Raw genomic sequence first — 21,586 nt, forward strand, 5'->3', positions numbered from 1 at the left:
CTACTCCTCGTCGTCGGCGTCGCCGTCGAGCGCGGCTTCGGCCTCCTCGACGTCGACGCCGTCGTACTCCTCGTCGTCGTCGAAATCGTCGTCGTCTTCGTCGTCGTCGATGTCGTCATCGTCGTCCGACTCGTCGTCGATGTCGTCATCGTCGTCCGACTCGTCGTCGTCATCGTCGTCGTCCGACTCGTCGTCGTCATCGTCGTCGTCCGACTCGTCATCATCGTCGTCCGACTCGTCATCGTCGTCGTCGTCCGACTCGTCGTCGTCCGACTCGTCGTCACCGTCGTGCTCGCCCTCGGCGGCGTGCAGTGCCTCCTGCGACGCCTCGTACTCGGCCAGGCGCTCCGCCCACGGCACCCAGTCGGGCGCGAGGAGGGATCCGTCGCCGGGCACGAGCTCGGTCTCGAGCACGGTGGGGTCCTCGCCGTCTACCTCGGCGACGCTGACGGTCCACTTCCAGCCGGGGTAGCCCGGCAGCGTGTTGGCGAATCGGACGGTCGCGGTGCCGTCGGCCTCGTCGACGACCTCGAGCGGCTCGCCCAGGGTGTCGTCGCGAGTGATCTCGAGCAGCGCCTCGCGGGCGAGGGCGAAGTAGATCTCGTCGCGCGACGCGTCAGGCATCGAGCTGGTCCGCGATCCGGCGGAGCACTGCCGCGACCTGGGCGCCGTTCTCGGGGTAGCGGCCACGGCGGAGCTTGTTGCCGACGCCGTCGAGCATCTTCACGAGGTCCTCGACGATGACCGCCATGTCCTCCGCGGAGCGGCGGTTGCGCTCGACGAGGCTCGGCGCCTTCTCGAGCACGCGAACGGACAGCGCCTGGGCGCCCTTCTTGCCGTCGGCGATGCCGAACTCGAGCCGCGTACCCGGCTTGATCCCGGTGGTACCCGCGGGCAGGGCCGACGCGTGGAGGAAGACCTGCTGGCCGTCATCGCTCGAGATGAAGCCGAAGCCCTTCTCGTCGTCGTAGAACTTGACCTTGCCGGTGGGCATGACTGAACTCCTTGGTTGTGGGGCGGGTCAAGCATATGGCCCCGCACCGTCACGGGCCCACCCGGTACGCTGTGCTCGTGGCCAACTCTCGCGGTACTTCGCCGACCTCCGACTCGGCGCCGGCGCGCACGCCGATCCGGCGCGTCGAGCGAGCCCTCCTGTTCGCGTTCCCGACCGTCATCGCCCTCGGCGTCGTCTGCATCGTCATCGTCATCGTGGTCGGCGTCTCCGGCGGCCAGATCACGTCGACCGGCATCGGGCCGACCATCGTCCTACTTCCCGAGATCGCGTTCCCCATCGCCATCCTCCTCGTCATCGCCTACGTGGTCGTCAGCGCGATCCGTCGCAGCCGCGAGGCCCGAGGCGGCGCACGCTAGCCCGGGCATGGCGAGTCGGTCAGGGGCGCACCCGTGGCTAGCACCCTCGACCTCGCCGGCCTGCTGCGCTCCCTGAGTCGCGACGACCTGGCGGTCCGCGTCGGCGAGCGGGTCGTGTCCCGTCCGGCGCAGGTCCGCGACGCGTTCGACCTCGCCGAGGCGCTCCTCGAGCCCGCCTCCGTCCGAGAGGCGCTGAGCCGGCTCGACCGCGTCGGCCTGCTCCTCGTGCAGGCGGCTCGCGAGCCCGGAGACGCCGCCGCCCTGCTCGAGCGCGCGGCTCCTGCGTTCTCGGTCGGCGCCGAGCAGGCGACTGCAGCCCTCGAGCGCGCCGCCGAGCGACTCGTCTTGCGTCTCGATCCCGCGACCGGCGAGGCGTCGACCTTCGACGCGGTCGGTGCCGTGCTCGACGACGATCCCGCCCTCTCGCTCGCCACCCTTGCCGGCGTCCTCCCGCCGGCGGTCCTCGAAGCCGTCGCCCCGATCGGCCACGGGTCGCAGGAGCAGCGGGGCACCGAGCGCCTCTACGCTCTCGTCGTCGAGATGGCCGAGATCGTCCGCGCCCTCGAGGCGTCGCCGGCGCGCGAGCTCGCCAAGGGCGGCCTCGCCCTGCCGGAGAGCCGTCGTCTGGCGGAAGCCGCCCGGATCGACGTCGACGACGTGATGGTGCTGCTCGGCGCTGCGCAGAACGCCGGCCTGGCCCGTCAGGGGCGCGACGGCTGGGAGCCCGGGCCCTCGGCGGACGACTGGCTGGCGCTCTCCTGGGCGGATCGCTGGTCGTCGATCGTCGACGCGTGGCTCGCGAGCGTCAGACCCGAGGTCCGGACCGTGCTCGACGAGCGCGCCGAGACGTCCTGGCGCGAGCCGCTCCGCGCGTTCACGGACTGGTTCTTCCCGGCCGGCTCCGCCTGGGTGCCCGAGCGTCTGGCCGTCTTCGCGCACACCGCCGACCTCTTCGGCCTCACGGTCGAGGGGCGGCCGACGGGCGTGGCCGCCGCACTACTGCGGGGCGGTCGCGAAGCCGCGCGCGACCTGGTGGCCGAGCTGATGCCGTCGCCGATCACGACGGTCTACCTGCAGCACGATCTGACGGCTGTCGCGCCGGGGCCGCTGGCTCCTGCGCTCGATGCCCGGCTGCGGTCGATCGCCGACGTCGAGAGCGCCGGTCTCGCCGCCACGTACCGCATCAGCGAGGCGAAGCTGCAGAGCGCCCTGATCGAGGGTGAAACCGCCGAGAGTCTGCGCGACTTCCTCACCGGGCTGTCGTCGACGGGCATCCCCCAGCCCGTCGACTATCTGCTGCGCGAGACCGCTCAGCGTCACGGGCGCTACCGGGTCGCGCCGTTCGCCCCCGGCTCGAGCCCGCGCACGGGCGACGACGAGGCGGTGCGCTTCGGCGCGGTCAGCCGCCTGCGAGCCGACGACCCGGCGTACCTCGACATGGTGGAGGTCGACCAGTCGCTCGGGCCGCTGGGCCTGCGCCGACTCGGCCCGACGACGATGGTGAGCCGCTTCGACCCCGAGACCGTCTACTGGGCGCTCAGCGAGGCCCGGTACCCGATCGTCGTCGAGGGTGCGGACGGCTCGCCGCTGCGGCCGCCGGCCCGCCGGGTTCCGCGTCGTTCCGCCCAGCCCTCCACCGCGCCGGATGCACGTGCCGACATGCTCGACCGGGTCGCCGAGGCCTCGGGCGCAGGATCCGACGACACCGACCGTGCCTGGATCGCGCGTCAGCTCGACGCCGCCGTCAAGGCCCGGCTGACCGTCGTCGTGACGGTCGCGATGCCCGACGGAACGACGACCGAGCTCCAGATGGAGCCGACGGGCGTCGGCGGAGGCCGTGTGCGCGGCCGCGACCGGAAGTCCGACATCGAGCGCACCCTGCCCCTGTCGAGCATCGTCGCCGTCGAGACGCCGCCGCGCTAGCCCGGCGCCCAGCCCCGCCGCCTAGAGTGGGCAGGATGAACGGACCCCTGATCGTGCAGAGCGACCGCACGGTGCTCCTCGAGGTCGCGCACCCCGACGCCGAAGACGCTCGCCACGATCTGTCCGTGTTCGCCGAGCTCGAGCGCGCCCCCGAGCACGTCCACACGTACCGCATCACGCGCCTCGGCCTCTGGAACGCCCGTGCCGCCGGCCACTCGGCCGACGACATGCTGGCCACGCTCGAGAAGTACTCGAAGTTCCCGGTGCCGCAGAGCGTGAGCGTCGACATCGCCGAGACGGTCGGGCGCTACGGGCGCATCTCGATCGAGCGCGACGGCGATCAGCTGCTCCTGCGCGGTGCCGACTCGGCCGTGCTGCGCGAGGTGACGCGCGCGAAGAAGGTGGGCGAGCTCCTCGGCGTGAAGCTCCGCGACGACCTGTGGGAGCTCCAGCCGTGGGCCCGCGGCGAGGTCAAGCAGCAGCTCATCAAGCTGGGCTGGCCCGCCGAGGACCACGCCGGCTACACGCCGGGCACCCCGCACGAGATCGACCTCGACACCGCCGAGTGGCACCTCCGCGACTACCAGCGGAAGGCTGTCGACAACTTCTTCGAGGGCGGGTCCGGTGTCGTCGTGCTCCCCTGCGGGGCGGGGAAGACCCTCGTCGGGGCCGGGGCGATGGCCCAGGCCAAGACGAACACCCTGATCCTGGTCACCAACACGGTGAGCGCCCGCCAGTGGCGCGACGAGCTGCTGCGGCGGACGACGCTGACCGAGGACGAGATCGGCGAGTACTCCGGCCAGGTCAAGGAGATCAAGCCGGTCACCATCGCCACGTACCAGATCCTCACGGCACGCCGGGCCGGCAAGTACACCCACCTGTCGCTCCTCGACGCGCTCGACTGGGGGCTCGTGGTCTACGACGAGGTGCACCTGCTGCCCGCGCCGGTCTTCAAGCTCACCGCCGAACTGCAGGCCCGTCGCCGCCTCGGCCTCACCGCGACCCTCGTCCGCGAGGACGGCCGCGAGGGCGACGTCTTCAGCCTCATCGGCCCGAAGCGCTTCGACGCCCCCTGGAAGGAGATCGAGGCCCAGGGCTTCATCTCCCCCGCGTCGTGCTTCGAGGTGCGCGTCGACCTCCCGCAGGAGGAACGCCTGGAGTACGCCGCCTCGCCCGATGACGAGCGGTACCGGCTGGCGGCGACGGCCCCGATCAAGCTGAACGTGGTGAGAGAGCTCGTCGCGAAGCACGAGGGCGAGCAGATCCTGGTGATCGGCCAGTACCTCGACCAGATCGACGAGCTGGCCGATGCCCTGAAAGCGCCGAAGCTCACCGGCGCCACTCCGGTCGACGAGCGCGAACGCCTCTACCAGGCGTTCCGCGACGGCGAGGTGAAAGTGCTCGTGGTCTCGAAGGTGGCGAACTTTTCGGTCGACCTGCCCGAGGCGACTGTGGCGATCCAGGTCTCAGGATCCTACGGTTCCCGGCAAGAAGAGGCTCAGCGACTGGGCCGCCTCCTGCGCCCGAAGAAGAGCGGGATCCCGGCGTCGTTCTACACGCTCGTGACCCGCGACACCGTCGACCAGGACTTCGCGCAGAACCGCCAGAGGTTCCTCGCCGAGCAGGGGTACAGCTACACGATCCTCGATTCCGACGCTCTCGCCGCGTGATCGTGCCGCGGCCAGGCCGCTGACGGGCCGCGCACCAGATGCTCCCAGGAAACGCTTAGACCGCGCGCAGATACTGGGACCATGAGCGATGGCCCCAAGATCCTGATCGTCGACGACGAGCCCAACATCCGCGATCTCCTCACGACGAGCCTCCGGTTCGCCGGATTCGCCGTCCGCGCGGTCGGCAACGGCGCGCAGGCGATCTCCGCCGTTCTCGAGGAGGAGCCCGACCTCATTATCCTCGACGTCATGCTCCCCGACATGAACGGCTTCGGCGTGACCAAGCGCCTCCGCTCGTCGGGCTACACCTCGCCGATCCTCTTCCTCACGGCGAAGGACGACACCGAAGACAAGATCACCGGCCTGACCGTCGGCGGCGACGACTACGTCACCAAGCCCTTCAGCCTCGACGAGATCGTCGCCCGCATCAAGGCGATCCTCCGTCGCACCATGAACGAGGACGAAGACGCGGTCATCCGCACCGGCGAGCTCACGATGGACCAGGACACCCACGAGGTCACCATCGGCGACACCGCGATCGAGCTGAGCCCGACCGAGTTCAAGCTGCTCCGCTACCTCATGCTCAACCCCAACCGCGTGCTGTCGAAGGCCCAGATCCTCGACCACGTGTGGGAGTACGACTTCAACGGCGACGCCGGCATCGTCGAGAGCTACATCTCGTACCTGCGCCGCAAGCTCGACCAGTTCTCGGCCGAGCCGATCATCCAGACCAAGCGTGGCTTCGGCTACATGCTCAAGGCCGCCAAGGCCTGACACCGGGCACAGCACTGACCCCATCCCGCTCCCCGGCCGGGCCGACGCCGTCGCCCAGCCGGGCCCGGTAGTCTCGGCGACCTATGCACAAGCGTCTCTCGCAGTGGTGGAACGAGATCTCCATCCGCACCAAGATCACCGGCATCACGGTGGCCCTCGTGACGCTCGGGCTGCTGGTCGCCGGCCTCGGCACGATGACCGTGCTGAGCACCTACCTGTACGCGCAGGTGAACTCGAACCTCGAGACGGCGGCGACCAGCACGACGAACATCCAGAAGTCGGGCGACTACTGCATCGCGCAGTTCGGCTACGAGTCGTCGAGCTACCTCGCCATCATCGCTCCCGACGGAACGCTCTACTGCGACAACCGTCGCGACCTCGACGACGGCACCTACCCCTACCTCCCCGGATTCACGAGCACCGTGGCCGCAACGCACAAGGTCGCCTTCACGTCCTACAACAAGGCTCACACGCAGGAGTGGCGGCTCTTCGCCACCGAGCGCAACGTCTTCGACCAGACGACCGGCACGTCGGGCACCTACACCGTGGTCGCGGGCACCAACCTTGCGCAGACCAACAACACGATCGCGCGCTTCACCTACATCTTCCTGGGGTTCGGCCTGTCGGTGGTGGTCCTCGGTGCGGCGATCACGCGGCTCCTGGTCTCCTCCACCTTCGCCCCGCTGCGCGACGTCGAAGACACCGCGGCGCGCTTCGCCGACGGCGACTACAGCCAGCGCCTCGACGCGACGTCGCCCAACACCGAGGTCGGCCGGCTCAACCGATCGCTCAACTCGATGCTCTCGCGCATCGACTCGGCGTTCGACGACCGCGCGAAGACCATCGACCAGATGCGTCGGTTCGTGGGCGACGCCAGCCACGAGCTCCGCACGCCGCTGGTCTCGCTGCGCGGCTACGCCGAGCTCTACCGCATGGGCGCGCTGACGAAGCCCGAAGACGTCGCCCAGGCGATGGACCGCATCGAGAAAGAGGCCATCCGCATGGGCGGCCTCGTCCAAGACCTCCTGGCGCTCGCACGCCTCGACGAGTCGAAGCCGCTCGAGGTCGGGCCCGTCGACCTCGTGCAGATCGCGCGTGACTCGGCCCTCGACACGATGGCGTCGAACACCGACCGCGAGATCCGCGTGATCGTGCGCGAGCCCGTCGACCCGGGCGACGAGCGCATCGAAGAGTACGTCGTGCCGAGTCCTCAGGGCGCAGGAGCAGCGGCGAACGTCACCGGCCCGATCCGCTTCGCCGGCGCGACCCTCGCCCGGCTGCGCCAGCGCCGCGCGCGGGCGAGTGCTGCGGGCATGACCCCGCCCGGCGACCTCCCCCGCCTCGACGCCGCCACCGAGCGCAAGATCAGCCCTGTGGTGCTCGGCGAGGAGAACAAGATTCGCCAGGTCGTGACCAACCTCATGGGCAACGCGATGCGGTTCACCGACTTCGACGCCCCCATCGAGCTCGCCGTGCAGGCCGACCCGGGGCGCGGCATGGCCACGCTCGACGTGATCGACCACGGCGAGGGCATCCCGCCGCAGATCCGCGAGAAGATCTTCCAGCGCTTCTGGCGAGCCGACACGTCCCGCACGCGCGACACCGGCGGCTCCGGCCTGGGGCTCGCGATCGTCTCGGGGATCGTCGCGGCCCACCGCGGTGAGGTCGACGTGTTCGACACCCCGGGCGGCGGCGCGACCTTCCGGGTGTCGCTGCCCCTCATGCCCGAGCCCGCCGCGCCGACGGGCGCCCCCGTGCCCCTCCCCGCCCCCTCCGCCTAGGCGTAGGCCGGGGAGTTCACACGCCGCCAGGCCACCCGGGTCGAGCAGTCCCGCACGGCCGGCGGCGCATCGCCGTCAGATGTTGGCGCCGGAGGCAGCGCCGCAGGGGCGGCGGCGCAGCCCCCGGACACGGCAAGAGCCGACCACCCGAAGGGCGGCCGGCTCTTGGCGCGTCTGGCAGAGACTCAGAAGTCCATGCCACCCGTCGGGTCGCCGGCCGGAGCCGCGACCTTCTCGGGCTTGTCGGCGACGACGGCCTCGGTCGTGAGGAACAGACCGGCGATCGACGCGGCGTTCTGCAGCGCCGAGCGGGTCACCTTGGCCGGGTCGATGATGCCCGCGGCGAGCATGTCGACGTACTCGCCGGTGGCGGCGTTGAGGCCGTGGCCGACGGGCAGCTCGCGCACCTTTGCGGCGACGACGCCGGGCTCCATGCCGGCGTTGAAGGCGATCTGCTTGAGCGGAGCGTCGATGGCGACCTTGACGATGTTCGCACCGGTGGCCTCGTCACCCGTGAGCTCGAGGCCCTCGAGGACGCTGCCAGCCTGGATGAGGGCGACGCCACCACCGGCGACGATGCCCTCCTCGACGGCGGCCTTCGCGTTGCGGACTGCGTCTTCGATGCGGTGCTTGCGCTCCTTCAGCTCGACCTCGGTCGCGGCGCCCGCCTTGATGACGGCGACGCCGCCGGCCAGCTTCGCGAGGCGCTCCTGGAGCTTCTCGCGGTCGTAGTCGGAGTCGGTGTTCTCGATCTCGGCGCGGATCTGCTTGACGCGACCGGCGATCATCTCCTCGTCGCCGGCACCCTCGACGATGGTCGTCTCGTCCTTGGTGATGATGACCTTGCGGGCACGGCCGAGCAGGTCGAGGGTGGCGTTCTCGAGCTTGAGTCCGACCTCCTCCGAGATGACCTGGCCGCCGGTGAGGATGGCGATGTCCTGCAGCTGGGCCTTGCGGCGGTCGCCGAAGCCGGGGGCCTTGACGGCGACCGACTTGAAGATGCCGCGGATCTTGTTGACGACCAGCGTGGCCAGAGCCTCGCCGTCGACGTCCTCGGCGATGATCAGGAGCTGCTTGCCCGACTGGATCACCTTGTCGACGATCGGCAGGAGGTCCTTGATGTTCGAGATCTTCGAGTTGGCGATCAGGATGTAGGCGTCCTCGAAGACGGCCTCCTGGCGCTCCGGGTCGGTGACGAAGTACTGCGACAGGTAGCCCTTGTCGAAGCGCATGCCCTCGGTGAGCTCGAGCTCGGTGCCGAAGGTGTTCGACTCCTCGACGGTGACGACGCCCTCCTTGCCGACCTTGTCGATGGCCTCGGCGATGAGCTCGCCGATCGTGGTGTCGGCGGCCGAGATCGACGCGGTGGCGGCGATCTCGTCCTTCGTCTCGATCTCCTTGGCGTTCTCGAGCAGCTGCGCGGAGACGGCCGCGACGGCCTTCTCGATGCCGCGCTTGAGGCTGATCGGGTCGGCACCGGCGGCGACGTTGCGGAGGCCCTCACGGACCAGGGCCTGGGCGAGGACGGTGGCCGTCGTCGTGCCGTCACCGGCGACGTCGTCGGTCTTCTTCGCGACCTCCTTGACCAGCTCGGCGCCGATCTTCTCGTACGGGTCGTCGAGCTCGATCTCCTTGGCGATCGAGACACCGTCGTTCGTGATCGTGGGGGCGCCCCACTTCTTCTCGAGGACGACGTTGCGGCCGCGCGGGCCGAGGGTCACCTTCACGGCGTCGGCCAGGATGTTCAGGCCGCGCTCCAGGCCACGACGGGCCTCTTCGTCAAAAGCAATGATCTTTGCCATGTGGTTTTTCGTCCCTCCCGGACGCTATGAAGCAGTAGCTTTGGCACTCCCTATTGGGGAGTGCCAGTCGATTCTGGCACTCTGAGGAAGCGAGTGCAAGCGGCGTCGGGGCACTCGCAGGGGACCCTTCGCCTGCTCCTGCGCCCGACGGAAAAAGGCGCCGCCCCCACGAGGGGAGCGGCGCCTTCTCGAGCTTCGAGGCTCAGGCGAGACGGACCGCCTCGGCCTGCGGCCCCTTGTTGCCGGTGCCGACCTCGAACGTCACGGCCTGGCCCTCCTCGAGGACCTTGTAGCCGGACATGTCGATCGCCGAGTAGTGAACGAAGACGTCCTGCCCGCCCCCCTCGACGGTGATGAAACCGTAGCCCTTTTCGGCATTGAACCATTTGACGGTTCCGTTGGCCATTTCGTACTCCTAGCTGTGTTCCGCTCGCCACCAGCCCTAGTGCTCAGACGACGACTGAATCCAGATAGTAATGAAGAAAGAGGACGAAAAGTGTACCCCGACGGCAGAAAACCCGCTGTTATGGCGCCCTGCGCGCGAGTGTTAACACGGCCGTAACGTAAGCCGTCATCGCCCGTTACGTAGCGGGCGCCGTGACGCTATTTCTTGACGTAGTCCGGGCCGAGCACGACGGTGATCGTGGAGTTCGGGAAGGCGCTCGATTGGGCGACGTTCGAGATGCCGAGCTTCTGCGCGATGCCGAGGGCGATCGCGGCGTTGTCGGTCGCCGAGTTCGTGTAATAGACGGTCGACGAGCTCGCCGCGCTGGTCGTGTCGCCCGTTCCTTTGACCACGTAGCCGGCGCTGGTGAGCGCGCTCGAGGCGTTCGCGGCGAGGCCTGCGGTCTGCGTCGAGTTCAGGACGGTGATCGACGTCACCGACGAGTCGATCTGCGACGGGCCGATCGTCGTGGGCGTCTGCGTCGCCGTCGGGGCCTGCGTCGTGGTCTTGGACGGCGAGGCGCTGCTGCTGGCCGTGCCGGTGGCCGTCGCGGGCGCAGTGGCCGCCGACGTCGAGGTGTCGTGGAACTGGTTGCTCTGGTCGACGTACTTCAGCACGCCGATGCCCGCCGCGACGAGAACGCCGCAGGCCAGCGCCGCCCAGGCGAACACGACCCAGCCGGTGTGGCGCTTCGTGCCCGATCGGTGCGCGCCGACGCGCAGGGGCGATTCGGGGACCCCGTCGAAACGGTCGGGCGGGAACTTGGGCATGGAGTGAGGGCTTCCGTCGGGGTCGGCGAGTCAGCGACCGAAGGTCCGGGCGCTGCGCGCGGCTTCACGCGAGTCGCGCAGGCGGAGGAGCCTCGCGACCAGCATCGGCGCGTAGGCCAGTGCACCGGGTTTTTCTATGAGAGAGCCGAGCAGTTGCTGGTACCGGGCGCCGGACAGGCCGAATTCGGCGCGCACGGCGGCCTCCTTGCGAGCGCCCACGGTCGGCGCGTGCTGCTCGAAGTCGAGGATCATCCGATCCCGCTCCGTCAGCCCGCTCACCAGGTCGTCGTGCATGCCCCGTCCTTACAGTCCCTGGCATCCTAGGGCGGCGCGGCGGGCCTACGACGGCGACTCGCCCGGCTCTCGATCGATCACGCGCAGGCGGGTGCCGTGGGCGTCGCCGAGGGCGATCGCGCGGCCGTCGAGAGCGAGCGTCGCGAACCACCCCGAGGCGAGCGCAGGATCGGGGATCGTCGCGTGCACTCCCGTGAGAATGCCCGTCTTCTCGTACGAGATCCACCGCACGCCGAGCTCCCGCACCCGGTCGACGAAGGCCTGGCGACGGGCTCCCGGCAGGTAGACGAGGGTCCCCGAGGTCACCACGACGGGCCGCGTGCCGGGCGGAGCCAGGCCGACGAGAGCATCCAGCCCGTCGACGGCGTCGCCGGTCAGCAGGGTGGGCGGGTCGGCGGCGGCGACGGCGCACGCGGCGCGCAGCAGGGCGACCCGGTCGTCCTGGCCCGGCCAGAGCAGCGTCTCGAGCCAGAGCCGGTCGTCCGCCCGCGTGACGTCGACGGGTGCCAGGTCGAGGCCGCCGCGGTACGCGATCGGCGGCAGGGCGGCCGGGGTGGCCGAGTGGTCGTCCGGCGCATCGACGGCGACCGACACCGCCACCCCGCTCGCGCTGTCGCCGAGCCGGGCGGGCCCGATCGCTAGGTCGTATCGGTCGGGGTAGAGGCCGAGCCCCGCGGAGGCGCCGACCTCGAGCAGGGCGACCGGCCTCGGCTCCTGCGACCCCTGCGAGCCATCGGTCGACGAGCGCAGGAGCCTCGTCAGGGCCACGGCGACCGGCCCCACCCTGCGCACGTCGTTCGTCTGCGTGAACCGGCGGTCGAGCTCGGTCACGAAGCCGTCGGCGTGGCTGGTGAGCCACGCGCGAAGCCCCTCGAACGACCCCGTCTCGGCACCGAGCCACCGTGCGACCGCGAAGACGAGCACGGGCTGCCGCTGGGTCGGCCACGCGCGGTCGACGATCGCGAGGAGGTCGGGCGATGCGGCCATGCCGGCCGCCCACTCGGCGTAGACGGGCGAGCCACCGTCGGCGGCAGCGCGGGCGAAGTCGGCGAAGCGCTGGGCGGTGTCCACACGGCGAGACTACGGCCCGCTCTCGGGCGACGCACCGCCGCCTCACGGAATGGCGACAGGGCGGAGAGTGTTGAATGCAGTGGATCGCGAATCCACGCGAGTCCAGCCCGAACGAAGGAGAACCCCGTGGAGTACAAGGTCGAGAAGTCCGACGCCGAGTGGCGCGAGCAGCTCAGCGCCGAGGAGTTCGCCGTGCTGCGCCAGGCCGCCACCGAGCGCCCGTGGACGGGCGAGCTGCTGGACGAGTCGCGCGCCGGTCTCTACACGTGTGCCGCGTGTAACGCCGAGCTGTTCAAGAGCGGCACCAAGTTCGACTCGGGCTGCGGTTGGCCGTCGTTCTACGAGTCGGTCCGCCCCGAGGCGGTCGAGCTCGACGAGGACAACTCGCTGGGCATGGTCCGCACCGAGGTCCGCTGCGCGAACTGCGGTTCGCACCTGGGTCACGTGTTCCCCGACGGCTTCGGCACGCCGACCGGCGACCGCTACTGCATGAACAGCCTGTCGCTGAACTTCGAGCCCGCAGCGGAGTGAGTTCATCCGCTGAACATCGAGTCGGGGCGCAGACGAGCCGAGTGACCGAAGCACCGGTCCGAGCGGCGGCCTCGCGCCGCCGCTCCGTCTCGAAGGTGACCGACTCCGCCCCGTCGCACGGCGAACTCGTCGAGCTCGTCGGGGCGGCGAGCTCCGTCGCCGACCACTCGGGTCTTCGCCCCTGGCGGATCATCGAGATCCGCGGCGACGCCCGGCTCGACGTCGGCCGTGCCATCGCCCGAGCCGGCGGCGCCGAGGGCGAGGCCTTCGACAAGCTGGCGCAGAAGCCCCTGCGAGCGCCGCTGCTCGTGGCGGTCGTGGTGTCGCGGCGCGAGTCGCGCAAGGTTCCCGCATGGGAGCAGGAGGCGACGGCCGCGGGTGTGGCCCACCTCCTGAGCCTGCTGCTCCACGAGGCCGGCTGGGGCGTGATGTGGCGGACGGGCGTCTGGACGCGGTCGCCGGAGGTCGCGGAGGCGCATCGCCTCGCGCCCGAGGAGGACCTGCTCGGCTGGCTCTACGTCGGCGAGCCCGCGGGCGACGACGACAGGGAGCGGAAGCCGGTCGACGCCGAGGCGCTGATCAGCTCGCTCTGACGCGGCGAGGGGCTACCAGCTGCGGTTGCTGCGCCCGATGAACGTCATCGGGATGAAGAGCGACGCGGTGCAGGCGAGGATGCCGCCGAGGAAGGTGAGGTAGCGCCATGCCTCGGGCACCTGGAAGGCGAAGCCGAAGCAGAGGAGGCCGAAGATGAACAGCGCAATGGCGAGCACGGCGATGACGATGTTGGACAACGGGACTCCTCGAGAACTTCGGTTGCTTCGTCCAGCCTAAGCCCTCGGGAGTGGTTCTCTCGCATCGCGCACGCTGGCGGCGGGGACGCCAGCGTCAACAAGCACAGGGCCGACTGCGGGACTTGAACCCGCAACCTGCTGTTTACAAGACAGCTGCGCTACCAATTGCGCCAAGTCGGCAAGTGGGCTTCATCCTACCGAAGTGCGTGCAACCCGCCACGCCGCGATCCCCCCGGACTGGGGCGACCACCTCTGGGGGCAGATCATCCTCAAGGATGATGCGAGCCTCGAAGCATGGATCAGTTCGGCACTCACTCTCACACTGCGCCCACGCCTCACCAGCCGCTGGCACTCTCTCGTCGCAGCCTCCTCCTCGGTGGCGCTGCCGCCCTGTCGGGGCTCCTGATCGGAGCGGAGGCCCTCGAGGCCGCCGCCCCGGCACATGCTGCCGAAACTCTCGCCTGGGGCGGCTACACCAACGGCCGCATCCCCCTCGGCGCGATGACGCGCATGCCCGACGGCACCTACCTCCGCCGTGACGCCGCCACCGCGGCCACGCGTTTCAACTCCGCCTTCCACGCCGCCTTCGGCACCGGGGCGATCCGCACGCAGGCCTACCGCACGTTCCCCAGCCAGCTCGGCATCTTCGTGAAGCGCTACGTCCCGCACAAGGAGAAGTCGTCGGGCGGCGAGTACTGGCGCGGCAACTACTGGGTGAAGAAGCCCGACGTCGCGGTCGCAGCCATCCCCGGCACCTCCAACCACGGCTGGGGCCTGGCCATCGACTTCTCCTCCGGCATCGAGAAGGCCGGCAGCCCGCAGAAGAAGTGGGCCGACGTCAACGGGCCGAAGTTCGCCTGGTACCCGGTCGGCAACGACTTCGGTGAGCCGTGGCACTTCGAGTTCCACCCGGGCGGTCTCAAGTAGGCGACGGGGAGGGGGCGCTCGCCCCCTCCCGCCCGCTGTCCACCTGGGTCTTCCACAGGTGAACCGGTCGTAAACTCGGGTCGGCACTCAGCCGCAGACCACGACAATTCGACAGGGAGACCCTTGGACGGCAATGCGACAACGAGGCACGAGAACGTCGCCCTCCTCTCGGTGACCTCGACCCTCGCCGACCGGGTCACCACGTCCGACGAACTCGACCGACTCCTGCAGCCCGTCCTCAAGCGTCTCAAGCTCCCGAAGGGTCTCCTGCAGCGCGTCGCGGGCGTCTTCGAGCGCCGCAACTGGAGCGAGACGCAGACGTTCGAGCAGGCCGCGATCGACGCCGGCCGCCGCGCCCTGGCCGAGGCCGGAATCCGCCCCGATCAGGTGGGGCTGCTCATCAACACGTCGATCACGCGGCGCAACCTCGAGCCCAGCGTCGCGGTCCACCTCCACGACGGTCTGGGCCTCGGCTCCGCCGCCCTCAACTTCGACATCGCGAACGCCTGCCTCGGCTTCGTCAACGGCATGAACCTGGCGGCGTCGCTCATCGACGCCGGCCAGGTCGACTACGCCATCATCATCGACGGCGAGGACTTCGACGACGTGCAGGCCAACACGGTCGACCGCCTCCTGCACAGCGACATCGCGCGCAAGGACTTCATGAGCGAGTTCGCGAGCCTCACGCTCGGCTCGGGCGCCGCGGCGGCGGTGCTCGGCCGGGCAGACCTGCACCCCGAGGGCCACCGGATCCTGGGCGGCATCACCCGCTCCGCCAGCCAGTACAACGACCTGTGCGTGGGCACCGTCAACGGCATGTTCACCGACGCCAAGGGCCTGCTCAAGCACGGCATGGAGCTCGTGGTGCAGGCCTGGCGCGACGCGAAGTGCGACTGGGACTGGGCGCACATGGACCGCTACGTGATGCATCAGGTCTCCGACATCCACACGGCCGACTTCGTCAAGGCGGCCGACATCGACCGCGCTCTCGTGCCCGTGACCTACCCGACCCTCGGCAACGTCGGGTCGGCGTCGATCCCGATCACCCTGGCCGGAGAGAAGGCGACGCTGTCGAAGGGCGACCGCGTCCTGCTCATGGGGGTCGGGTCGGGCATCAACACGGCCATGACCGAGCTGGCCTGGTGACCTCCCGCCTGCCCGCCGTCGCCCTGTCGGCCCGGCCGGCCGGTCTTCCCCCCGCGGGCCTGCCCGGGCTCGATCCGCGCTGGTCGCGACTGGTCGAGGCCGCCGGCCGCACGTGGCATGTGTTGGACAACGCCGAGGTGCTCGCCGAGGCGGGCCGCGCGGCCGTGGGCACGGTCCTGTGCGTGCACGGCAACCCGACGTGGTCGTATCTCTGGCGCTCGGTCGTGACGGCGGCGACCGATCAGGCGCTGGCGGGCGGAGAGGCCTGGCGTGTCGTCGCCGTCGACCAGCTCGACATGGGCTTCTCCGAGCGCACCGGCGTCGCACGCGATCTGCCGATGCGGGTGAACGACCTCGCCGACCTCACCGACGAGCTCGCTCTCACGGGGCCCGTCGTCACCTTCGGCCACGACTGGGGCGGCATCGTCTCGCTCGGCTGGGCGGTCGCGCACCGCGAGCAGCTCGCCGGCGTGATGCTGCTGAACACAGCCGTCCATCAGCCGTCGTCGTCGGCGATCCCCGCACCGCTGCGGCTCGCCCTCGGCCGTGGCGTGCTCGGCCGGGCGACGGTGTCGACGCCGGCCTTCCTCGAGACCACTCTCGCCCTGGCGCACCCGTCGCTCGAGCCACGCGTGGCCGACGCCTACCGCGCCCCCTACCGCGGCGCAGCGCGACGGGGAGGGATCGGCGCGTTCGTCGCCGACATCCCCACCGGCCCGGGCCATCCGTCCGAGCCCGAGCGGCGTCGCATCGCCGAGGCCGTGCGCGAGCTCGACGTCCCGGCGCTCCTGCTCTGGGGTCCTCGCGACCCGATCTTCAGCGACCGCTACCTCGACGACCTCCTCGGCCGCCTTCCGCACGCGGACGTGCACCGCTTCGAGGGCTCTGGCCACCTGCTCGCCGACGACGTCGACGTCGCGACCCCTGCCCTCACGTGGCTCGGCGACCGGGTATCCGGAGGCGTCTCGAGCCCCATCGGCGAGGGCATCGGGGCGCAGGATCCCGACGCCGCCCGTCCCAACACCTCCTCGCCGCGCCTGTGGTCGCACCTCGACGACCGCCGCGACTCGACCGAGACGGCGCTGGTCGAGATGGCTCCCCGGGGCGGCGACGGCCCGCGCGTGGTGACGTGGCGGGCGCTCGCTCGTCGCGTCGACCGGCTCGCCGCGGGGCTCTCGGCGGTCGGGGTCCGCCGCGGCGACCGGGTCTCGCTCCTCATCCCGCCCGGCGCCGACCTCACCGCCGTGCTCTACGCCTGCCTCCGCATCGGCGCGATCGTGGTGGTGGCCGACGCGGGGCTCGGAGTGCGCGGGCTCACGAGGGCGGTCCGCGGCTCCTGGCCCCATCACCTGATCGGCGAGGTGCCGGGGCTGAGCGCCGCACGTGCGCTCGGCTGGCCGGGGCGGCGCATCTCCGCGCGCACTCTGGCGCCCGCCCTGCAGCGCGCTCTCGGTGTGTCGCACTCGCTGCCCGAGCTCGCCTCGCTCGGGGCGGCATCGCGGCATCGACTTCCCGAGCCGCCGTCGCGCGACGACCTCGCGGCGATCCTGTTCACCTCGGGTTCGACAGGGCCCGCGAAGGGCGTCGCGTACCGGCACGCGCAGCTCGAGGCCGTGCGTGACGCCCTCGCGTCGCAGTTCCGGGTGGGCCCCGACACCGGTCTCGTCGCGGGCTTCGCGCCGTTCGCGCTGCTCGGCCCGGCTCTGGGCGCCCGCTCGGCGACGCCCGACATGGACATCACGCACCCGTCCACGCTGACCGCGCGCGCCGTGGCCGACGCCCTGCGCGCGGTCGACGCCACCGTCGTGTTCCTCTCTCCCGCGGCCGTCGCCAACGTGGTGAAGACGCAGGGCGCTCTCACGACCGACGATCACGCCGCGCTCGGGCGCGTGCAGGCCTTCCTCTCGGCCGGTGCACCCGTCTCGCCGCACTTGCTGGAGCGCATCTCGGCTCTTATGCCGCAGGCGGAATCCCATACCCCGTACGGCATGACCGAGTGCCTGATCGTCGCGGACATCGCGCTCGACGGCGTCCGCGAGGCCGCGCTCGACTCCGAAGCCCGGGGCGCCGGCGGTGTCTGCGTCGGGCGCCCCGGGCCCGGGGTCCGCATCCGGATCAGCGCGCTCGATGCGGACGGCTCAGCGACCGGCTCCATCGCGCAGGAGCCCGCGCCAGGCGTCGTCGGCGAGATCGTCATCGGCGCCCCGCACCTCTTCGACCACTACGACCGCCTCCGGCTGACCGATCGGGCCGCCCGCACGGTCGACGGAGCCTCCGCCGGCGAGCGCTGGCACCGCACCGGCGACGTCGGCCACGTCGACGCCTCCGGCAGGCTCTGGGTCGAGGGCAGGCTCCCCCACGTGATTGTCACCGCGGAGGGCGTGGTGACACCGGTGGGCGTCGAGCTCGAGGCCGAGGCGGTGCCCCCGATCCTGCGAGCGGCAGCCGTCGGGATCGGCCCGCGCGGCGCCCAGGTCGTCGCCGTCGTCGCCGAGACAGAGCCCGCTGCCACGAAAGTCCGGCTCGCCGATGCGGGCCTCACCGCGACCGTGCGCAGCGCCGTCGGCACGAGCGTCGCCGCGGTGATCGTCGTGCCCGCGCTGCCGACCGACATCCGGCACGACTCCAAGATCGACCGGAGCGCGCTCTCCGACTGGGCCTCGAAGCTGCTCGCCGGCGAGCGGGTCGGGCGGCCGGCGTGACCACGCTCGTCACCGGCGCCAGCGGCCTCCTCGGGCGCGCCGTCGCCGCCGAGCTGGTGCGCCGGGGCCGCGAAGTCCGGACGTTCCAGCGGCGACCGTCGGGCGTGCCCGGTGTGCAGGACGTCACCGGCGACGTCACGCGCGCGTCGGACGTCGCTCGTGCACTCGACGGTGTCGCCGAGATCGTGCACCTGGCGGCCAAGGTGTCGCTGGCCGGCGATCCCCGGGACTTCGACCGGGTCAACGTCGGCGGCACGCGCGCACTGGTGGCTTCCGCTCGAGAAGTCGGCGCCTCGCGCTTCGTCGTCGTGTCGTCTCCGTCGGTGGCCCACGCGGGCGACTCGCTGGCGGGCACGGGTGCGGGTCCCGCCGATCCGGAGAGGGCCCGCGGCGAGTACGCGCGATCGAAGGCGGCGGCGGAGCTCCTGGCTCTGGCGGCCGACGAACCGGGATTCGCCGTGGTCGCCGTGCGCCCGCACCTGGTCTGGGGACCGGGCGACACCCAGCTCGTCGAGCGCATCGTCGACCGTGCTCGCGCCGGTCGGCTCCCGCTGCTCGACCACGGCCGGGCGCTCATCGACACGCTCTTCGTCGACAACGCGGCGACCGGCATCGCGCAGGCTCTCGAGCGCGCAGACGCCCCGGAGGTGCACGGGAACTCCTACGTGCTCACGAACGGCGAGCCGCGCACGGTGGCCGAGATCCTGACCTCGGTCTGCCTCGCCGCCGGCGTCGCACCTCCCTCGCGATCCGTGCCTGCGGGGCTGGCGCGAGCCGCCGGCGCGCTGATCGAGCGGGCCTGGCGCGTGCGGCCCGGCGTCGACGAGCCGCCGATGACGCGCTTCCTGGCCGAGCAGCTCTCCACCGCGCACTGGTTCGACCAGCGGCGGACGCGAGCCGACCTGCAGTGGCGGCCCGACGTCTCGCTCGACGAGGGCTTCCGTCGGCTCGCGGCCTGGTACGCCGCCCGCGGGAGCGTGACGGAGCCCTCTCGGCGCTGAACCGGTTCAGCCGCTCATGGCCCGATGGCGTATCCTCTGCGACCATGGCCCAGGAGCAGATCGGCATCCGCACGGTCGCCGAGGCGGCCGGGGTCTCGGTCACCACCGTGTCGCACGCCCTCTCGGGTCGCGGCAAGGTCAGCCCCGAGACGCGCGTCCGCGTGCAGCAGATCGCGGCCGAGCTGGGCTACGCGCCGAATCGCATCGCGAGGGCGCTCCGCTCGCGCCGCTCGAACCTCCTCGGCTTCGTGAGCGAGGAGATCGCGACGACCCCGTACGCCGGCCAGATCCTCGTCGGGGCGCAGGAGGCCGCGACCGAGCTCGGGCTCATGCTGCTCATCGTCAACGTGAACCGCGACACCTACGACGATCCCCAGATCGACGCTCTGCTCGCGCAGCAGGTCGACGGACTCATCTTCGCGTCGTCGTCGCACCGGGTGATCTCGACCCCGGCCAAGCTCGACCTCGACCGGACGATCCTCGTCGACGCCTACGACCCCCGGTCGACGAACCCGACCGTCGTGCCGGACGAGGTCGGCATCGGACGACTGGCCACGCAGCACCTCGTCGACGCCGGGCACCGCCACATCCTGCACCTGACCGTCGACGAGGACGTCCCGGCGGCGCACGGCCGCGAGCGCGGCTACCGCGACGTCATGCGCGACCACGACCTCGACGCGCGGGTGGTGCGGGTGCCGGGGCCTGCCGATGCGGTCGCAGGAGGCGCCGCGACGCGTGTCGCCGATCCTGCGAACTCGGGCGCCACGGCCGTCTTCACCTTCAACGACCAGATGGCGATGGGCGTGTACCAGGAGCTGACCTACACCGACCACGTGGCGATCCCCGCGGGTATCTCGGTGGTCGGCGTGGACGACCTGCGGCTCGTCGCCGCGGCCCTCCGCCCGGGGCTCACGACGGTCGCGCTGCCCCACGCCGCGATGGGCCGGCGCGCGGTCGAACTCGCCGTCCGCGCCGCGGAGGACCGCGGATCCGGGCCGCTGGTCGAGCGCCTGCCCGGCACCCTGATCTCGCGCGGCTCGGTGGCGCCGCCGAGCATCGTTACCGTTCCGTAACGCATTCGGGGGTGGCGGAAACGATTTTCCCGGCGTACTGTCACGCCCAGCGAAAACGTTTTGGTTTCGCATTCTCTTTCAGCGTCGAAAGGAATAACGCAGTGAAACTCTCACGGAAGATCACGGCGGCGATCGCCGTCGCCGCCGGTGCCGCCATCGCCCTCTCAGGGTGCTCGGGCAGCTCGGGGGGCAACTCCGGCAGCACCACCGTCACCATCTCGGGCGCCTTCACCGGCGCTCAGGCCACGGCCTTCCAGGCCGACGTCTCCGCCTGGGCTAAGACCCAGGGCCTCACGGTCAAGTACAACGGCAGCAACAGCTTCCAGACCGGCATCGTCACGCAGGTGAAGGGCGGTCAGGCACCCGATGTCGCGATCTTCCCGCAGCCGGGCGTGCTGAAGTCGCTGATCTCGAACAACATGGTGCCGCTGGACGACCTCATCAACGTCAAGTCGGTCACCTCCGACGAGGCGCAGGGCATCCCCGACATCGCGAAGGTCAACGGCAAGACGTACGGTCTGCCGTACTCGATCAACGTGAAGTCGCTGGTCTGGTACGACCCGGCGGCGTTCAAGGCGGCCGGCTACACCGTGCCGACCACCGACGCCGAGCTCATGGCTCTGCAGAACAAGATCATCTCGTCGGGCTCCGGCTACCCGTGGTGCGTCGGCATCGCCTCGCAGGGCTCGAACGGCTGGCCGATGACCGACTGGCTCGAGGAGTACGTGCTCCGCTACGGCGGCCTGACCCAGTACAACGACTGGATCACGCATAAGGTGAAGTTCGACTCGCCGCTCGTCAAGAAGGCCGCGGCCAAGGTCGAGTCGATGATCTTCGCCAACGGCGCGGTCGACGGCGGCGGCAAGGCGATGGCCTCCACCGACTTCGGTGCGGCGGGCAACAACCTGTTCATCACCGGCGGCAAGGCCAAGGGCCAGTGCTTCATGATGCGCCAGGGCACGTTCATCACGGGCTTCTTCCCGAAGGACATCCAGGCGCAGATCGCGAAGAACGACACCACGAACGTGAACGCGTTCACGCTGCCGACCCCGTCTGACGCGACCACGTCGGGCACCCTCGGTGGTGGCGACCTGGTGGCGGCCTTCCACAACACGCCCGCCGTCAAGAAGGTCGTCAACTACCTGGTCGGCAAGGAGTTCGGCACGCACGGCTACGCCAAGCAGTGGACGGCGTACCTGTCGGCCCACAACACCTTCCCCGAGGCGCAGTACGCGAGCCCCTTCCAGAAGGTCGCTCAGAACGCCGTGAAGCAGTCGAAGGTGTTCGGCTTCGACGCGTCCGACCAGATGCCGGGTGCCGTCGGCGCCGGTACCGAGTGGACGAACCTCACCCAGTGGACAGCAGGCCAAGAGAGTCTCGACGACGCGCTGAAAGCCATCGACGCGTCCTGGCCCGCTACGAACTGATCCGCACCAGGCTGCCGGCGACCGTGCCCGAACACGGTCGCCGGCAGCCCCTTCCCCTCCCCCTCCTCACAACGTCGTCAGGTGGTT

The 21,586-nt window shown here is 70.6% G+C and carries 21 protein-coding genes and 1 tRNA gene; 13 read left to right on the plus strand and 9 right to left on the minus strand.

Translation table 11 applies throughout. The annotated features are described in order from the left end of the window. Together C8E83_RS12055 and C8E83_RS12060 are read right to left on the minus strand one after the other, a co-directional pair. Window positions 1–624, minus strand: a complete 624-nt coding sequence (locus C8E83_RS12055; protein WP_121370121.1) for a DUF3027 domain-containing protein — start codon at window positions 622–624, stop codon at window positions 1–3. Next, the gene (locus C8E83_RS12060; RefSeq protein ID WP_121370122.1) at window positions 617–994 is read right to left on the minus strand and encodes a cold-shock protein; all 378 of its coding nucleotides are present in this window, start codon (window positions 992–994) and stop codon (window positions 617–619) included. The genes C8E83_RS12055 and C8E83_RS12060 overlap by 8 nt, the downstream gene beginning before the upstream one ends. A 77-nt stretch (window positions 995–1,071) precedes the next feature. On the opposite strand from C8E83_RS12060, the gene C8E83_RS12065 reads away from it, so the two are divergent. The 5 genes from C8E83_RS12065 to C8E83_RS12085 all read left to right on the plus strand — a co-directional run bounded on the left by C8E83_RS12065 (window position 1,072) and on the right by C8E83_RS12085 (window position 7,519). Then, window positions 1,072–1,371 carry a hypothetical protein gene (locus C8E83_RS12065; RefSeq protein WP_147430168.1) on the plus strand — a complete coding sequence of 100 codons (300 nt, stop codon included), beginning with the start codon at window positions 1,072–1,074 and terminating at the stop codon, window positions 1,369–1,371. Between the two features lie 33 nt (window positions 1,372–1,404). After that, a complete protein-coding gene (locus C8E83_RS12070; RefSeq protein ID WP_121370124.1) occupies window positions 1,405–3,294 on the plus strand; it encodes a helicase-associated domain-containing protein in 1,890 nt (629 codons plus the stop codon). A 35-nt stretch (window positions 3,295–3,329) separates the two neighbouring features. Then, entirely contained in the window at window positions 3,330–4,964 is a 1,635-nt protein-coding gene (locus C8E83_RS12075; RefSeq protein WP_121370125.1) for a DNA repair helicase XPB, read from the plus strand. Between the two features lie 81 nt (window positions 4,965–5,045). Next, complete coding sequence (locus tag C8E83_RS12080; protein ID WP_066277534.1) at window positions 5,046–5,738, plus strand: response regulator transcription factor; 693 nt, start codon at window positions 5,046–5,048, stop codon at window positions 5,736–5,738. An 83-nt stretch (window positions 5,739–5,821) separates the two neighbouring features. Further along, entirely contained in the window at window positions 5,822–7,519 is a 1,698-nt protein-coding gene (locus tag C8E83_RS12085) for a sensor histidine kinase (protein WP_121370126.1), read from the plus strand. Between the two features lie 185 nt (window positions 7,520–7,704). On the opposite strand, the gene groL is transcribed toward C8E83_RS12085, so the two are convergent. The 5 genes from groL to C8E83_RS12110 form a co-directional block, all read right to left on the minus strand. Further along, window positions 7,705–9,321, minus strand: a complete 1,617-nt coding sequence (gene groL / locus C8E83_RS12090) for a chaperonin GroEL (RefSeq protein WP_121370127.1) — start codon at window positions 9,319–9,321, stop codon at window positions 7,705–7,707. A 202-nt stretch (window positions 9,322–9,523) separates the two neighbouring features. Then, window positions 9,524–9,727 (minus strand): cold-shock protein, encoded by a 204-nt coding sequence (locus C8E83_RS12095; protein ID WP_121370128.1) that lies wholly within the window; start codon window positions 9,725–9,727, stop codon window positions 9,524–9,526. A 197-nt stretch (window positions 9,728–9,924) separates the two neighbouring features. Continuing rightward, a complete protein-coding gene (locus C8E83_RS12100; RefSeq protein ID WP_121370129.1) occupies window positions 9,925–10,536 on the minus strand; it encodes a LytR C-terminal domain-containing protein in 612 nt (203 codons plus the stop codon). A 30-nt stretch (window positions 10,537–10,566) separates the two neighbouring features. Continuing rightward, a complete protein-coding gene (locus tag C8E83_RS12105) occupies window positions 10,567–10,830 on the minus strand; it encodes a DUF3263 domain-containing protein (RefSeq protein WP_121370130.1) in 264 nt (87 codons plus the stop codon). 45 nt (window positions 10,831–10,875) lie between these two features. Next, window positions 10,876–11,901 (minus strand): DUF2332 domain-containing protein, encoded by a 1,026-nt coding sequence (locus tag C8E83_RS12110; protein WP_121370131.1) that lies wholly within the window; start codon window positions 11,899–11,901, stop codon window positions 10,876–10,878. Between the two features lie 126 nt (window positions 11,902–12,027). On the opposite strand from C8E83_RS12110, the gene msrB reads away from it, so the two are divergent. Both msrB and C8E83_RS12120 read left to right on the plus strand, forming a co-directional pair. Continuing rightward, the gene (msrB, locus tag C8E83_RS12115) at window positions 12,028–12,432 is read left to right on the plus strand and encodes a peptide-methionine (R)-S-oxide reductase MsrB (protein ID WP_121370132.1); all 405 of its coding nucleotides are present in this window, start codon (window positions 12,028–12,030) and stop codon (window positions 12,430–12,432) included. A gap of 41 nt (window positions 12,433–12,473) precedes the next feature. Beyond that, window positions 12,474–13,025: a nitroreductase family protein gene (locus C8E83_RS12120; RefSeq protein ID WP_121370133.1), complete on the plus strand. Its 552-nt coding sequence runs from the start codon at window positions 12,474–12,476 to the stop codon at window positions 13,023–13,025. 12 nt (window positions 13,026–13,037) lie between these two features. Here the strand turns inward: C8E83_RS12120 and C8E83_RS12125 are convergent, their stop codons facing one another. Then, window positions 13,038–13,223, minus strand: a complete 186-nt coding sequence (locus C8E83_RS12125) for a hypothetical protein (protein WP_121370134.1) — start codon at window positions 13,221–13,223, stop codon at window positions 13,038–13,040. A 107-nt stretch (window positions 13,224–13,330) separates the two neighbouring features. After that, window positions 13,331–13,403, minus strand: a tRNA-Thr gene (locus C8E83_RS12130). A gap of 114 nt (window positions 13,404–13,517) precedes the next feature. Here C8E83_RS12130 and C8E83_RS12135 point away from each other — a divergent pair. The 6 genes from C8E83_RS12135 (at window position 13,518) to C8E83_RS12160 (ending at window position 21,499) form a co-directional block, all read left to right on the plus strand. Continuing rightward, window positions 13,518–14,150 (plus strand): M15 family metallopeptidase, encoded by a 633-nt coding sequence (locus C8E83_RS12135; RefSeq protein ID WP_121370135.1) that lies wholly within the window; start codon window positions 13,518–13,520, stop codon window positions 14,148–14,150. A gap of 123 nt (window positions 14,151–14,273) precedes the next feature. Further along, the gene (locus C8E83_RS12140) at window positions 14,274–15,296 is read left to right on the plus strand and encodes a 3-oxoacyl-ACP synthase III (protein WP_121370136.1); all 1,023 of its coding nucleotides are present in this window, start codon (window positions 14,274–14,276) and stop codon (window positions 15,294–15,296) included. Continuing rightward, window positions 15,293–17,998 carry an alpha/beta fold hydrolase gene (locus tag C8E83_RS12145; RefSeq protein ID WP_245981648.1) on the plus strand — a complete coding sequence of 902 codons (2,706 nt, stop codon included), beginning with the start codon at window positions 15,293–15,295 and terminating at the stop codon, window positions 17,996–17,998. The genes C8E83_RS12140 and C8E83_RS12145 overlap by 4 nt, the downstream gene beginning before the upstream one ends. Next, window positions 17,995–18,999: an NAD-dependent epimerase/dehydratase family protein gene (locus C8E83_RS12150; RefSeq protein ID WP_121370137.1), complete on the plus strand. Its 1,005-nt coding sequence runs from the start codon at window positions 17,995–17,997 to the stop codon at window positions 18,997–18,999. The genes C8E83_RS12145 and C8E83_RS12150 overlap by 4 nt, the downstream gene beginning before the upstream one ends. Before the next feature lie 44 nt (window positions 19,000–19,043). Beyond that, entirely contained in the window at window positions 19,044–20,072 is a 1,029-nt protein-coding gene (locus C8E83_RS12155) for a LacI family DNA-binding transcriptional regulator (protein ID WP_121370138.1), read from the plus strand. Between the two features lie 101 nt (window positions 20,073–20,173). Next, window positions 20,174–21,499, plus strand: a complete 1,326-nt coding sequence (locus C8E83_RS12160) for an ABC transporter substrate-binding protein (RefSeq protein ID WP_170159931.1) — start codon at window positions 20,174–20,176, stop codon at window positions 21,497–21,499. Window positions 21,500–21,586 lie beyond the last annotated feature (87 nt).

Origin of the sequence: Frondihabitans australicus, assembly GCF_003634555.1 — a bacterium.
Classification (GTDB): domain Bacteria; phylum Actinomycetota; class Actinomycetes; order Actinomycetales; family Microbacteriaceae; genus Frondihabitans; species Frondihabitans australicus.

Coding starts and splice junctions, on each gene's coding strand:
- C8E83_RS12055 (WP_121370121.1), bottom strand. CDS start 624: ATGCCTGACGCGTCGCGCGACGAGATCTACTTCGCCCTCGCCCGCGAG.
- C8E83_RS12060 (WP_121370122.1), bottom strand. CDS start 994: ATGCCCACCGGCAAGGTCAAGTTCTACGACGACGAGAAGGGCTTCGGC.
- C8E83_RS12075 (WP_121370125.1), top strand. CDS start 3,330: ATGAACGGACCCCTGATCGTGCAGAGCGACCGCACGGTGCTCCTCGAG.
- C8E83_RS12080 (WP_066277534.1), top strand. CDS start 5,046: ATGAGCGATGGCCCCAAGATCCTGATCGTCGACGACGAGCCCAACATC.
- C8E83_RS12085 (WP_121370126.1), top strand. CDS start 5,822: ATGCACAAGCGTCTCTCGCAGTGGTGGAACGAGATCTCCATCCGCACC.
- groL (WP_121370127.1), bottom strand. CDS start 9,321: ATGGCAAAGATCATTGCTTTTGACGAAGAGGCCCGTCGTGGCCTGGAG.
- C8E83_RS12095 (WP_121370128.1), bottom strand. CDS start 9,727: ATGGCCAACGGAACCGTCAAATGGTTCAATGCCGAAAAGGGCTACGGT.
- C8E83_RS12100 (WP_121370129.1), bottom strand. CDS start 10,536: ATGCCCAAGTTCCCGCCCGACCGTTTCGACGGGGTCCCCGAATCGCCC.
- C8E83_RS12105 (WP_121370130.1), bottom strand. CDS start 10,830: ATGCACGACGACCTGGTGAGCGGGCTGACGGAGCGGGATCGGATGATC.
- C8E83_RS12135 (WP_121370135.1), top strand. CDS start 13,518: ATGGATCAGTTCGGCACTCACTCTCACACTGCGCCCACGCCTCACCAG.
- C8E83_RS12155 (WP_121370138.1), top strand. CDS start 19,044: ATGGCCCAGGAGCAGATCGGCATCCGCACGGTCGCCGAGGCGGCCGGG.